The sequence below is a fragment of the Chitinophagales bacterium genome, from assembly GCA_013816805.1.
GTDB lineage: Bacteria > Bacteroidota > Bacteroidia > Chitinophagales > UBA10324 > MGR-bin340.
Window position 1 is genome coordinate 200,987 of sequence record JACDDS010000006.1, and the last position, 12,420, is coordinate 213,406.

Annotated in this window: 17 protein-coding genes and 1 pseudogene; 2 read left to right on the forward strand and 16 right to left on the reverse strand. The window is 37.1% G+C overall.

Translation table 11 applies throughout. The features are described 5' to 3' along the window. Positions 1-110: 110 nt before the first annotated feature. Entirely contained in the window at positions 111-449 is a 339-nt protein-coding gene (locus tag H0W62_07145; protein MBA3648311.1) for a hypothetical protein, read from the reverse strand. Between the two features lie 203 nt (positions 450-652). On the opposite strand from H0W62_07145, the gene H0W62_07150 reads away from it, so the two are divergent. Further along, a complete protein-coding gene (locus tag H0W62_07150) occupies positions 653-808 on the forward strand; it encodes a hypothetical protein (GenBank protein MBA3648312.1) in 156 nt (51 codons plus the stop codon). Positions 809-1,001: 193 nt separating this feature from the next. On the opposite strand, the gene H0W62_07155 is transcribed toward H0W62_07150, so the two are convergent. From H0W62_07155 to H0W62_07210, 12 genes and pseudogenes are all read right to left on the reverse strand, one after another. After that, positions 1,002-1,406, reverse strand: a complete 405-nt coding sequence (locus H0W62_07155) for a nuclear transport factor 2 family protein (GenBank protein ID MBA3648313.1) — start codon at positions 1,404-1,406, stop codon at positions 1,002-1,004. Beyond that, positions 1,394-1,843, reverse strand: a complete 450-nt coding sequence (locus H0W62_07160; protein MBA3648314.1) for a hypothetical protein — start codon at positions 1,841-1,843, stop codon at positions 1,394-1,396. Before H0W62_07160 ends, H0W62_07155 begins: the two co-directional genes overlap by 13 nt. A 100-nt stretch (positions 1,844-1,943) precedes the next feature. Beyond that, entirely contained in the window at positions 1,944-2,975 is a 1,032-nt protein-coding gene (locus tag H0W62_07165; protein ID MBA3648315.1) for an LLM class flavin-dependent oxidoreductase, read from the reverse strand. 11 nt (positions 2,976-2,986) lie between these two features. Then, positions 2,987-3,943, reverse strand: a complete 957-nt coding sequence (locus H0W62_07170) for a hypothetical protein (protein MBA3648316.1) — start codon at positions 3,941-3,943, stop codon at positions 2,987-2,989. A 432-nt stretch (positions 3,944-4,375) separates the two neighbouring features. Further along, complete coding sequence (locus tag H0W62_07175; protein MBA3648317.1) at positions 4,376-5,449, reverse strand: DUF2652 domain-containing protein; 1,074 nt, start codon at positions 5,447-5,449, stop codon at positions 4,376-4,378. Positions 5,450-5,562: 113 nt separating this feature from the next. Further along, positions 5,563-5,988, reverse strand: a complete 426-nt coding sequence (locus H0W62_07180) for a VOC family protein (GenBank protein ID MBA3648318.1) — start codon at positions 5,986-5,988, stop codon at positions 5,563-5,565. A 201-nt stretch (positions 5,989-6,189) separates the two neighbouring features. Beyond that, a pseudogene (locus H0W62_07185) lies at positions 6,190-6,570 on the reverse strand (DUF1801 domain-containing protein). Positions 6,571-6,987: 417 nt separating this feature from the next. Continuing rightward, positions 6,988-7,416, reverse strand: a complete 429-nt coding sequence (locus H0W62_07190) for a VOC family protein (GenBank protein ID MBA3648319.1) — start codon at positions 7,414-7,416, stop codon at positions 6,988-6,990. Positions 7,417-7,454: 38 nt separating this feature from the next. Then, a complete protein-coding gene (locus tag H0W62_07195; GenBank protein ID MBA3648320.1) occupies positions 7,455-7,988 on the reverse strand; it encodes a DUF4199 domain-containing protein in 534 nt (177 codons plus the stop codon). A gap of 107 nt (positions 7,989-8,095) precedes the next feature. Further along, on the reverse strand, positions 8,096-8,470 hold the full coding sequence (locus tag H0W62_07200) for a DNA-binding response regulator (protein ID MBA3648321.1): 375 nt from the start codon (positions 8,468-8,470) through the stop codon (positions 8,096-8,098). Positions 8,471-8,615: 145 nt separating this feature from the next. Further along, a complete protein-coding gene (locus tag H0W62_07205) occupies positions 8,616-9,371 on the reverse strand; it encodes a DUF4386 domain-containing protein (protein MBA3648322.1) in 756 nt (251 codons plus the stop codon). 160 nt (positions 9,372-9,531) lie between these two features. Next, positions 9,532-10,065, reverse strand: a complete 534-nt coding sequence (locus H0W62_07210) for a hypothetical protein (GenBank protein MBA3648323.1) — start codon at positions 10,063-10,065, stop codon at positions 9,532-9,534. On the opposite strand from H0W62_07210, the gene H0W62_07215 reads away from it, so the two are divergent. Then, positions 10,064-10,324: a hypothetical protein gene (locus H0W62_07215; protein ID MBA3648324.1), complete on the forward strand. Its 261-nt coding sequence runs from the start codon at positions 10,064-10,066 to the stop codon at positions 10,322-10,324. The genes H0W62_07210 and H0W62_07215 overlap by 2 nt on opposite strands. Positions 10,325-10,345: 21 nt before the next feature. Here H0W62_07215 and H0W62_07220 read toward each other — a convergent pair whose 3' ends face one another. The 3 genes from H0W62_07220 to H0W62_07230 form a co-directional block, all read right to left on the reverse strand. Continuing rightward, the gene (locus H0W62_07220; GenBank protein ID MBA3648325.1) at positions 10,346-10,828 is read right to left on the reverse strand and encodes a GNAT family N-acetyltransferase; all 483 of its coding nucleotides are present in this window, start codon (positions 10,826-10,828) and stop codon (positions 10,346-10,348) included. Between the two features lie 255 nt (positions 10,829-11,083). Further along, on the reverse strand, positions 11,084-11,638 hold the full coding sequence (locus H0W62_07225; GenBank protein ID MBA3648326.1) for a dihydrofolate reductase: 555 nt from the start codon (positions 11,636-11,638) through the stop codon (positions 11,084-11,086). A gap of 100 nt (positions 11,639-11,738) precedes the next feature. Next, complete coding sequence (locus tag H0W62_07230; protein ID MBA3648327.1) at positions 11,739-12,152, reverse strand: EVE domain-containing protein; 414 nt, start codon at positions 12,150-12,152, stop codon at positions 11,739-11,741. Between the last annotated feature and the right edge of the window lie 268 nt (positions 12,153-12,420).

Below are 12,420 nucleotides of genomic sequence, written 5' to 3' on the forward strand. Positions count from 1 at the left end.
TTACTTTGCAAGTCTAAAGGTTGGTCTTGCAAGGGTAGCAGTGATTGGAAGACCAACAACAACTCAAATATGGATGAAGTGTAGTAAAGTTAATTCAACAGTTTTGTGTATTATTCTTTTTTAGGTTCTTCCTTAAGAAGCATAAAATAAGAAGCAACAAACCTTCCGTTTACAATCTCTCCTACCACTGCTGCTTTTCTTATTGCATTGCAGAAACCATCTTTTGTATGAGCATCGCCGTGAGAATCAATATCTGTTCCATCAACAAAATAAGATTTGTCTTTTATCCTGATAGCGAGGCTGCAATTTTTCCCCTTCATGCCTAATTTACATTGGCCGCAGGCGGCATCAACGATCAAAGTGTCTGATAACTGTGTTATTGCCGGTTGATTCTGCGCCATTGAAGTGAATGCAGAACAAAAGAAAATGAGAAGGAATACAAGTTTCATAAAATGTTTATTTAAGTAGTTCATCAATGATTAAAATTAAAGAAATGCTGATGATTTGGGAAAGAAAATTCTTTTATGATAAGAGATAAAACAATTAAGCAAATCGTTTGCTAAAGAGTTATCGGGAAGCATTAAAACTTGGCGTGCGACCACCCATGACCCGTACACCGGGATTTAGGATGTGACTTATCTTCAATTTGTTTATGAGAAACATCAAACCGGATGTTACTCCTGTTACTGCAATCAATGAAGTAAAACATGGCGAAGTATTGTCAATACTTTCAGGACTAAAAATTATTCACACACCCGGGCATTCTGCCGGACATATTTTTTTACTCTTAGAAAAGAACAACTATTAATTGCCGGTGATATTTGTGCAAACGCAAGTGGGCTGGGCTATAGCATCCTTTACGAAGATAGAGATTTAGGAAAAAAAACTCTAAAAAGAGTAGCTCAATATAATTTCAATATTGCTTGCTTCGGGCATGGTGATGTGCTTATGGATGGTGCTAATAAAAAAATAGCAGAAAAATTTAGATGAATGCTATTGCATTAATATTCGAGGTTGTTCCGTTTCAAGTTTTCGACTTGGAATATTATCGTGTCAAAAAATATAGTTAACGCATCAAGCTTGTTATTCTTTACTTTCCATATTGTTGCAACGTCTCCATTGATTGCTTTGCCATTTGGAAATATATAATCGTAATTCTCAATACCACATGCGTTGTCGCCGTCTATTATCATTTGCTTAGGTCGCATGTTTTGAAATAATTGTGAGAAGCGTTTGATGATGTCAATATAGGCTTGTTTGCCTACGATTGGTTCTGTCTTTGACATGTCGCCACCTACAAATTTGAAGTCGTCAGAAATTACTGCCTCCCAACCTTGCTTTTGCGCAAACCCTTTATAATAGGTGTCAAGAAGGTCTTTTGGTGTTATAAAATTTAGTTTTTTGATTGTAAGTATTTTGACCAAAATTTTTCTGTCAATTTGAAGTCAGCACTGTTGCCAAAGCATAACGCACAAACTTGAAGACTGGCGATGTGGCGGGAATAGAATTCCGCAGGAACCAATTTTTGATGCACCGACCCAATAGTTCCCGATTGATCTATGTAAACCATACCACAGTACAGGCTATAATTGCCGCGGTCTGCTGCTCTTTCAATGCATCCTAAATAAATAGCAATTTTATTTCTTAAAGCAGTTTCGCAAATGGGTTTGAAATCACCGGCATGTATCTGCACTGCTTCCTGCACATGATGCGCATAAATTTCTTTTTGTATTTCTGAATTAAAGCGGGCACCATCAGTTAACTCAACCCAAAAAGGATAACCGGGTAAAAGCCCTTCTCCAAATACTACCAGACCGCAACCCTTTGCGCCTGCTTCATCTATCTGCGTAATTATTTTTAATATGGTTTATTCTTTATTTAACCACACCGGCGCTATTTGAGAAATTGCTACATGGAGTTGCGTTTCTTTCATTTATAAAAATTTAAACAACAGAAGAAGGTTGATAAGCCATAATTGCTTCTGCAAAACGCTCCATCTCTTCTAATTGCGGGCTGCATTGTAACAGGAAGAAATCAACACCTACTTTTTCAAATTTTTCAATTTGTTCAGCAATCTTTTCCGGCGTGCCGGTTAATCCGGTGCGCAAGCCACGGTTTGTTACTGAATAATCTTCCAGTGAAACTCTTTTTTCTAATTGTGTTCCATTAAGCCATTGTTGATAATTATCATATCCGCGGGCAGAGGACTTAACGTCCATTATCCGATCCATTTCTTTTTTAACTTCTCCTTCTTCATTTCGTACAATTGCATAAGCTGCTACTCCATATTTCATTGCCGGCAAGCCTAACTTTTCACGGCGTTCTTTTACATCGTTTATACGTCTTCCTATCACTTCGGGTGAATCTCCGTGCATTACATAACCATCGCATATTCTTGCAATTAAATTTTTGCCTGCTTCAGATTCGCCGCCCGCATATATATATGGTTTTACAATAGGTTTTGGCTGAAGTATTGTGTCTCTGACACTGTAATATTTTCCTTCAAATGTAAATCCATCTTTTTCCCACATGCCATTTACTATGGTAACCCATTCATCCATTCTTGCATAGCGATCATCATGTTTTTCATATTCTATTCCGTATTTTAGTGCTTCATCTTCCCACCACGAGGAAACAACATTCAATGTTAAACGTCCATTACTGATATTGGCAATGTTTGCAGCCTGTTTAGCAAAGATGGCGGGTTTGTGAAATGTAGGACGAACAGCTATCATCAGTTCAAGTTTTTTTGTAACAGCTGCCAATGCTGCCGTAGTTGTAAGCGCATCCATAGAAGGAGCATCGGCACCTTTTAAATCATTCAGAAATAATTCAGCTATTAATGTAATGTCATAACCAATCTCTTCACTGCGCTGAGCTAAACGCTTAGTATAGTTCCAGCTTGTTTCCATTTGCTCATCATCTACGTTGCGAAGCCAGCCGCCAAAAACAGGTAACCAATATCCAAATTTCATGTGTTTAATTTTTAATGTTTTGAAAGTAGTTCAATAAAATCAACCAGGTTTTTAAAAGGATCAAAACCAATTACATTTTCGGCATCGGCAATAAAATTAGAAAGCGCATTGATATCGTAAAATAACATTTTACCGGTCCTGTCATCAATCATATATTCAATTCCGCCTACATCTATTTTTGCTTCAGCTACAATTTTTTCTACAGCAGTTATCACTTCTTCAGGCGGTGTAAATGGCTCTACTTTAATTCCTTTTTTTGTAGCAGTTGTTAAGCATACTTCACCTATTTCCTCCATGGCTGCAGGCTCAGGTATTTGACAAATCTCAGCCGGACAAAGATTAAAGCTTTCTCCTGATGAATACACTTTAATTGCATAAAGAAACTTGCCGTTTAAAGTTTCTACACGGTTGATATGTCCGCCACGTGCAGGGATAAATTCCTGCACCAAAGCTGTTTCATCTATACCTAATTTAATGGCATCATTTTCAACAGCTTCTTCCAACGCTGATAAGGAATTGAATTTTATAATGCCTGCACCACTGCCGCCAATATTAGGTTTTATCGCAAGCGGAAAGTTTAATTGATTAGCAGCATCCATTATCTGTGATGTATGATTAACAATTATTGATTTAGGGAACTTTAATCCCAGCTTTTTAAACAGCACTAACTGCAATGCTTTGGAAGTTTCAATTTCTGTGGCTCTGGAGCCATTAATAACCCTAACTCCGTTTTCTTCTAAATAGCCAATAAGGGATTTAGAATAAAATATTGCCTGACCATGTCCACGCAAATAAGAAGATGAACTTACTCTGTTTACAACCACACTATATGGTGGTATTTTAAGTGGATCGAACTGATGAAACCCCGCATGTAATTTTTCATAATTTAATCCTCTTTCATCTAAGATTTTAAAAAGAGGCTTGAACCACTCGGGATGCTCATAAAATATACCAATAGGTTTAATCATATAATTTAGTTAATTAAGAAATTAGAAATTCAGGAAACTATAGTACCAATTCTAACTGTAATAAGCACAACAACAGGGGAGCAAATAATACATATCTACAGTGCTTTTGATCTGCAAAAATAACAAACCAATTTCTACACAGCCAAATAATTTGTTAAGGTTATATACTAAACTTAACATTAATGCTTTGTTACTTTTTGCAAAGGTATAAGCGGTTGAAAGACCAACAACAGAAACGTTGCAATTGCTGTTGGGGCTGGCTCCTTATAATGTATTTAAAGAGACCAGCAGCGCCCAATAAGTAATAAAGAATTTTTTTTTATTAAGAATATAACCGTTCTGATAAAAAATCTTATTGTCCAGGCAGTGAAAACAAGGTGCCATTGTTCAAAGTTGACTTTAGCACTGGCCTAACCTTTTGTTTAAAAAACATTAGTGAAAGAAGGATGCTTCCAGCTTTTCACAATACTCTTTTAGGTCTTTAGCCATCTGTTGCATACCCTGTAAAAGAACAGTACGCTCTTCCTCCACAATTTCCGTTTTACCTGCATTCAGGAAACGCCAGGAAAAGACACAATCTGTTTCGTTAATCTCTTTGAAATTAAATTCGTTCACCAATGAAAGCCCCCTCTCTTCGATTTCCCAACTTTCAGCATACGAAATTTCTTTCTCTGTCATTGTCATCTGGATGGGCGAGACGATAGCTTTGTAGTTATTAGAAGTGCAATAATGAATGCTTCCAACGTATACAGCGGGTATATCCTGTTCTACCTTTTGCAGGCCGGACAGCCATTCAGGACGAGTAGGAATGTTCATGAGTACCATATAAGCGTCACGGTAGTTGCATGCAATAGGCAGTTCGTAGTATGCTGCAGATTCTATGGAGTAACCGGCTTGTGGTTTTGGCGATTGGGGAATCTTTTTTCTCTCGTCATTCAGCAGCGCATAGCGATAATCCACCTTTCCAATAGAAGGGTAGTCTTCTGAAGAAACAGACCATTCCATTCCGGCTTCAGTTGATTCAATGGAGTGCTGCAACAGTTTTTCCGTTAGCAGCAGGTACTCATTTGAAGGTACACTGTTTTTAAGAAGCCGGTGGGCAATAATCACATCAGTGCCCGAAAGTTTTGTAAATCCTCCGGCTTTTATTTCACCAACTGATCCATGATGGGCCACAAACTTGAGCGTAAGACTGGTGATTTCTTTGCATGCCTCACAGGGACAGACATTGTGTTGCTGCATCCAGTTCCGCTGAGAATGAAAAGCATTGAAAATCTTAAGGCAGGTGCCCTGTATCTCTTTTTGAGAAGGCGCCGAACCTCTTTTAAACATCAATACTGCATCGCCCTCAATCTCGGAAATCTCATATTCGTCTTTAACTACATCAATAATGGTATTGATAAGCATACTTATGGCAGTGGAGCTGTGGCTGAGCTCGGTATTGGTCATAAATTCAGTAAACCCGCTGATATCCGGAATTAAAATAGTTGCAGTAGATCCAGCCATAATGAAATAGTTGTTTACTAAAGTAAGAAAGATTTACAAGGCGCCGCCTGGTAATTGCTTTTTTACATTTATTTATGAAATTATTTTTATTTCTTGAGCGATGATTAAATATATCATTTGGTCGTCTTGATGCCCATCTGGACACCGAGCTTTTCATATTCAATATCGTTGGGTTCCCATAGTTCAATTTTGTTCCCTTCTATATCAATTATATGAACAAACTTTCCGTAATCAGCTGTTTCAATTTTGTCGACAATTGTTACACCTTCTTTTTTCAGTTCTTCAACGAGACCTTCTAAGCCAGCAACTCTGTAATTGATCATAAAATCTTTTACTGACGGTTCAAAATATTTTGTTGAATCTTTAAACGGACTCCATTGAGTATATCCTTTTTTTGTTGAATCCGTAGCTTGTCTCCACTCGAATACGGTTCCGTATTGATTAGTGTTCAATCCGAGGTGGGTCTTATACCATTCTTTCATCTTGTTAGGGTCTTTACATTTGAAGAAGATTCCCCCGATGCCTGTTACTTTTTTCATTTCAGAATTGCTGGTTGATTTGTTAATTAAATTGCTGGAAGCAATACCAAGCCCGAAGGATGCCGCAAGTGCGAATGAGATGAGCAGTGTTTTTTTCATGCTGTTAAATTATAGTGAGACATTTTGGTTGATTGTATTTGCAAAAAATATAACGCCTTTATCTGGGTTATGTCACTTTCCTTTTACTGATGCGTTAATCATTTATTCTAAAATCTTCAGGTCAATATCATCCAGCTTATTGATATAAAGGCAGCCAACCCCTGTCTTGTGCTTACCTAGTTTTTTCAATGAGGAAGTATGGGCCTGCAGATTCATCAGGTATAGTGAAAGGCTCGCTTTACGGGGAGAGAAACCCATTTTGAACCAATCAACTTCCCGTCCTGTGGAGGGGCTTTAATATCTTAATTTTCCAAAACCAACGATTGAGCTGCCCCACATTTTTGGTTTTTCCCCGGTGACCTTTTGCATTAGGTTGAGTAAAAGAAAACTGTCTTCACGCTTTTGATTATTTTTCACGCTATTAATAAAATCATCGGTACTGGAAGTAGTTTCCTTCGTTTTTACTTCTGCTAATTCCCCCATTTTGATGTTTTTTATTGGGATTGGTTTGACTTTATGCAAGGTATTTGTTCATCAGGAATAAAGGAAGTTTTAAAATAAGAGCCCGCCAAGGAGGCTCATGTAAGTTTTGACTTCTTTTGCTCAGAAATCAGAGTTTAAATGATTTCTGAGATTTATTCTGGCTTACCTGCATGTGGTGTATTGTTGTTTAATTTAACCTTCCAGGGAAAGAAGAGTTTTACTTTTACAGTCTTATTTCTTTACAGCCGAGACGAAGGTTTACAAAGTTTTATATTGGAGGTTTTGCGCTGGATCTTGTAAGTAAGCGATGTTGCCCTCAATAAATTTTTGTAATCCCCTTGTTATGCGTTCGTCCTTCTTGTTGGTCAATAATTCCGGTTTATTATTTATTGTCTTTCCAGCCGTTTCTGTAAACACTTAGTCGGCAGGTTCCCATAGCTCTATCTTATTTCCTTCAATATCCATAATATGAACAAATTTCCCATATTCAGAACCCTCAATTTTGTCAACTATGGTAACGCCATTCTCTTTTAGTTTTTCTACTAATGCTTCAATATTTTGAACCCTATAGTTAATCATAAACTCTTTTGTAGAAGGTGCAAAATATTCACTGCCTTTTTTAAAGGGACTCCATTGGAGGGAGTTTATTTCGTCAGGCCGGCTTAGATTTCTGGATTCAAAAGTAGAACCCCAGTCATTGACATCAAGTCCTAAATTTTTAGCATACCATTCTCTGGTTTCTTTTGGGTTGTCAGAAAAAAAGAAAATTCCTCCAATTCCTGTCACCTTTGGAATATTGTCATTTGATGAACCTGTATTCCCGAGCTCATTTTTTTGTTCTTCCATTTTTTTGTTTTTTTATTTGTGTATCAATGTCCATTAAACTAATTTTTAACTGAATTTCTTTTTAAAATTAATGAACTGATAAGTGTTACAACCAATCCAACGGGCAAAATTTCAACATAAGTCATCATCGCATTAAAGAATGGATTTTTATACATCGCGGAGAAGTTCGCCATTTGTGTTGTTTGCTTATCTATCTCTACCTGGCTTGCTCCGCTTGCTCTCAGCTGGTTAAGGGAATGAGCTGAATATTTTTCCATAAAATCGGGAATGAAATAAAAATAGTCAATAAGCCAGGCCACAACATATATGGTTGAAGCGATTAAAACAATCATGATCCCGATCTTGAATGCTTTGCCAAAACTGATAACTCCTTTATTGTATTTATCTCTGTAATTGCGAATTGCAACAAACACTAGTGAAAAGGCGAGGAGCATAGAAGCATGCCCGATGAGCATACTGCTGTCATAATCAATGTTGCCTTTACAATGGCTCAGGTAGTTTACAGTAGACAGCATTGAAATAGAAACAGCAATGCCTGCAATAAGCCCGTAGATGATAATATTCTTTGTCATTTCTTTATTTCTTTGTTGGTGCAAATGTGGCTGTGGCCCAACTTTTTCTTCTCATACTTTCGGCTATTTTTCTTAAATCACGCAGACTTTCATACCAAAGTATGAGATTAAGGAATGAGGCTAAAGCGTTTTGCCTTTTCAATCGCTTGTATCCGTCTTTTCACATCTAATTTTATAAAAAGATTTTGGTTGTGTGTTTTAACGGTGCTTAATGAAACAAAAATTTTTGCAGATATTTCTTCGTTGCTGTGCCCTTGTGCCATTAAGTTAAGAATTTCCAATTCCCTTTTGCTGAGTTCCAACTGAGAGATAAGGGAGGTATTGATGATAAAATTTTCATTCCGTGTTACATACACTTCTTTTTCCACCAACAAGGTTTCAATTTTTGGTTTTGAAAGTTTTAGTGCAAGCCATATTCCCAGTGCTGTAAAAATGAAGGCAATAAAGCCAGTATAGATTATAAAAGAGTGGTCAAAAATGATAAAGCGATTTTGTTATCGGTCATGGTACAAATATTCAAAACCTGCAGTTATATAAGCGTTCGCACTGTAGCCACAGAATTACCGCTACTATTAAATATATCCGGTTCATTCGCCTCATCATTATTGGATGTGATGTAATATAGTTTCAAGTCTGTATTAAGGTGGTTACATGCAATGTCGTTTGTTTGAGTTTCCACTTATTGATGTTAACGCCCTTCAACAAAAGCCATAAGCAAAATGATAATTCGCCAATAAACGAGGGAATCAGAATGGCGGGAGATATTATATTCGCAAATGACGGTGCAAGAATCAGTGCAAAGCTGTTTATTAAATAACATAATCCGGCAATTTGCATCATATACCCTATAGTCCCAGGTAGATAGCCAGACTTAATAATCAAATACCCAAGAACAAGGCACTCAATGCCGAAAAATATGAGACCCATGCCAAATCCGTATTCATCTTCCCTGATAGAAAGATATGCAAGAGTGTTTAGCTGGCTTGAATTAAATGCTTTCAGGTAATCCGAGCTTCCCAATAGAAATAATGTATGAAAAAGATTTAATTTGTAAGAAACCATAACAGCAGTCTGTACCAAATTGAATACCACAGCAATTAAAGCCAGGTTTTTGTTTACAGGTCTAAGCAATACGTAAAAGATAACCATTAAAGGGACATCGCAGACGTGCATTAACAAGTCTCCGGCAATGCCCAGGCGCCATAGAAACTGCGAAGCAATAATATTATGGGCTGTAGCTGCAGGGTCTCCTGAAACAATTAATTTACTTCTGATAAAAAGCTCACTGAATATACCGGCAACTATAATAATCAGATAAAGGACCCCACCGGCCCGGGTAAGGATTTGTGGCGAGGTTTCAGTTGTTTTATTGTTTGGGTTCATTGAACGCCTTTGTTGCGCTTTGCAAAGATATAAGCGGTTGGAAGACGAACAACAGCAACTGCGCAATTGCTTAAAACTTAATAAAGTTAAACCTCCTGACCCTGCGCTGTGTCTGACCCGCTTGCGGCAAAAGTTTCGCCGTTCGGGTTTATCGGCTCGGTTATTTACTGACGACTTTTGTTACTCTCAGAATTAGTGGTCTGATAAATCTGTATAGGAGAAATCCAAAAGCCGCTATTATCAGTATAAAAGCAGTTGGCAATATTGCTCCAAACGTAAAAGTCATGGCAAGAACAAAGCCCAGTATAAATTCCGGATAATAGACTGGAACGATCAGGCTAAGTGCCAGAAAAATATAAAACACGTTGTCTAACAAGGGTTTGTAGTTATTCATAAAAGAAGCTGCCAACACAATTCCAAAAATCAGCCCTAAAAGAAATAACCCCCAAACTTTGATATTCTGGTTTTTTACCTGTGGTGTCAATGGATCCCGTTTACTAACTCTATTTTCAATCTTGCTCAATAACAGCCAGGTAAGCAATGGGAGTAGCAGCCCGCCCCACCAATTAGAAATTTCAGGCATGTCTTTCCGATTTAGTATATGGTGGCTGGGAACCTCTCCATGAAAATATTGCCATAAAAGCAATCCGAGAATTGAAATTGTAACAATTCCTGTGATAAGGATTCTCGCCATGACAAAGTTTTGCCTTGTTATTTCTTTTGTTGACATTTTCACGGTTGGTGTTGTCCAGCCCTTGCAGAAGAACAAAACAAAATTGATTCTTCAGCTACAATATTTATCAAGCAATCATTTTTCAGTTCCGTTTCTTTTTGCCCGTCAGGCTACTCCAAACAAAATTACCGATATCGGTAAGGTTATTGGCGATGCAGCGGATTTGCAGGACTACATTTATACGAAAACCTTACCCGTCATATTGCCACGCCGATGTTAGCTGTTCGTTGTTGTTTTATTATTAGTCTGAAAGTTTATAAATGAATTCTTCAATTTCTGTCTGTCGCGCATTTGCAAAACCTTTGTCCATCCCGATTTTCACAAAATCGCATTTTTCTAAGACTTTTTGTGAGCCATAATTATCAAATGCAACACGTGCATAAAGGGGTCTGATTTGTTCAATTTTCAAAAATTCTTTAAGTGCAGTTGTGGCAATTCCCTTTCCCCAGAATTCTTTATCTATCCAATAAGTAATTTCAGCTTCCTGTTCTATCACAAACTTTGCAATACTACCTGCGATTACATCATTTACTTTTATTGTCCGCATATTTATTGTTGGGTCTGTTAAATGTCTTGTATACTTTTCAATGTAAGCGGTTTTGTCGTTTGGGTCTTTGGATGTAAAAGCTGCTAAATAATTTGCTTCCTCGTCAAGCTGAAATTGAAAAAATGTATTTAAATCATCTTTTTCTGTTTCCGTCAGTGTGATATTGTCGTTTGTCATACTTTTTACATCCTCTTCGTTTTTTATTGGGTTGAGTGTAGTCTTTACAAAGACCACTAATACAGCAGGGATAAATGAAGTTTTAAAATAAAAGGATCAGAAGCTACCATTTCAAAATTCATAATATTCATTAGAGCTGCTCCATTTAATAACCAACCAAAAATTCTCCATTTTTAAATTGTATGTATCTTTTTGTTGTACATTAATGCTACTCAGAGTACGAAGATATGACGCTGCGTCGTTGGGTGCCGGCATTCAGTTTTTTGTCGGCACATAGTAAAGTGTTATTGCACCACAGCCAAATGTTTTTGTCTTTAAGAGTTTTAAATTAATTTGATCAGTTATGTTCTTAAATAATGATAAACCTTTTCCTAGTATAGTTGGCTGAACACTGATTTGGATTTCATCAACTAAATTAAAATTCATTGAGGCTACAATTAAACTCGGGCTGCCAACTAAAATGTCTTTACCTTCTTGTTGCTTGAGCTCTAAAACTTCTTCTTTAATGCCTCCCTTTGCCAACTTTGCATTTTTCCATTCAACATTTTTCAGCGTGTGGGAAAAAACAATTTTTGAAATGTCGTCTATTATTACTGCAAATTCATCTATTGGTTTGCTACCAGTAGGATTTTTTACTACTGTTGGCCAGTAACTTTCCATAAGCTGGTATGTTATCCTTCCGTATATAAGGGTGTCTGCGCTACTTAATAGCTCATTGTAATGCTGATGTATTTCCTCATCTGCAATCATTGCCGTGTGGTCGCAAAAGCCGTCAAGTGTCATATTGATTGCTGCAATTAGTTTTCTCATTCTATTTCTTTATTGTTACCTGCAGTTAGGCTCTCGACATGAAGCGATTCGGTTAAATGTCAGAACGAAAGTTTATTAAAGTCGATGTCCTCATGTCGTGCTATTTCATTGCGTTCTTTATTATGTCAAAGTCTTCCTTTGCAATTTCACGAAAACCGCTAATGAAATAAAACCCCCACTCTTTTTTATTCTTAATAAAAGTAAGGCGCGCAAGTAAAGGACGAATTTCAACTTCCTGACTATTCTTAAATTTAACATTCCGTCTGTAAGGTTTAAAGTTGTCCCTTGTATTTGGTTGATAAGGTTCTTCATCAACAACTTGTCCAAGAGCGGTAAATTTTTGTAATGGTATACCGTTTTCAAATTTGTCTTTTGATGAATAGAATACAAGCCAATCACCTTTTGAGGGTTTGCTAATCAAATCTTTTCTGCCGTGCCCTGCCTGTGCAAAACCACCTGTTACACCTTTGAGGACATGGTCTCTGCTTGCACAAATAAGAAAATACTTAGCCATTATTAGAGTGTGTCCAAATGCTATTATAAGTTACCGGTTTAAAATTCGGTTGCAAGTGAACCTGCAAGTTTCATATGTTTTTGGAAATTCTTCATTCTGTAACAATATTCAATGCCTTTGATTTCTATGACACGGCCAAACATTTCTATGACACGGCCAAACATTTTAATGAGTAATTTTTTTCATAAGGTTCTCCGCGTTTAACCACAGCAAGAACGCGCGCCAGTAATTTGTTTTTGACTGCATTGAGTACGCTCATTTTGTTTTT

Coding starts and splice junctions, on each gene's coding strand:
- H0W62_07145 (MBA3648311.1), bottom strand. CDS start 449: ATGAAACTTGTATTCCTTCTCATTTTCTTTTGTTCTGCATTCACTTCA.
- H0W62_07150 (MBA3648312.1), top strand. CDS start 653: ATGAGAAACATCAAACCGGATGTTACTCCTGTTACTGCAATCAATGAA.
- H0W62_07165 (MBA3648315.1), bottom strand. CDS start 2,975: ATGAAATTTGGATATTGGTTACCTGTTTTTGGCGGCTGGCTTCGCAAC.
- H0W62_07170 (MBA3648316.1), bottom strand. CDS start 3,943: ATGATTAAACCTATTGGTATATTTTATGAGCATCCCGAGTGGTTCAAG.
- H0W62_07175 (MBA3648317.1), bottom strand. CDS start 5,449: ATGGCTGGATCTACTGCAACTATTTTAATTCCGGATATCAGCGGGTTT.
- H0W62_07180 (MBA3648318.1), bottom strand. CDS start 5,988: ATGAAAAAAGTAACAGGCATCGGGGGAATCTTCTTCAAATGTAAAGAC.
- H0W62_07190 (MBA3648319.1), bottom strand. CDS start 7,416: ATGGAAGAACAAAAAAATGAGCTCGGGAATACAGGTTCATCAAATGAC.
- H0W62_07195 (MBA3648320.1), bottom strand. CDS start 7,988: ATGACAAAGAATATTATCATCTACGGGCTTATTGCAGGCATTGCTGTT.
- H0W62_07205 (MBA3648322.1), bottom strand. CDS start 9,371: ATGAACCCAAACAATAAAACAACTGAAACCTCGCCACAAATCCTTACC.
- H0W62_07215 (MBA3648324.1), top strand. CDS start 10,064: ATGACAAAGTTTTGCCTTGTTATTTCTTTTGTTGACATTTTCACGGTT.
- H0W62_07210 (MBA3648323.1), bottom strand. CDS start 10,065: ATGGCGAGAATCCTTATCACAGGAATTGTTACAATTTCAATTCTCGGA.
- H0W62_07220 (MBA3648325.1), bottom strand. CDS start 10,828: ATGACAAACGACAATATCACACTGACGGAAACAGAAAAAGATGATTTA.
- H0W62_07225 (MBA3648326.1), bottom strand. CDS start 11,638: ATGAGAAAACTAATTGCAGCAATCAATATGACACTTGACGGCTTTTGC.
- H0W62_07230 (MBA3648327.1), bottom strand. CDS start 12,152: ATGGCTAAGTATTTTCTTATTTGTGCAAGCAGAGACCATGTCCTCAAA.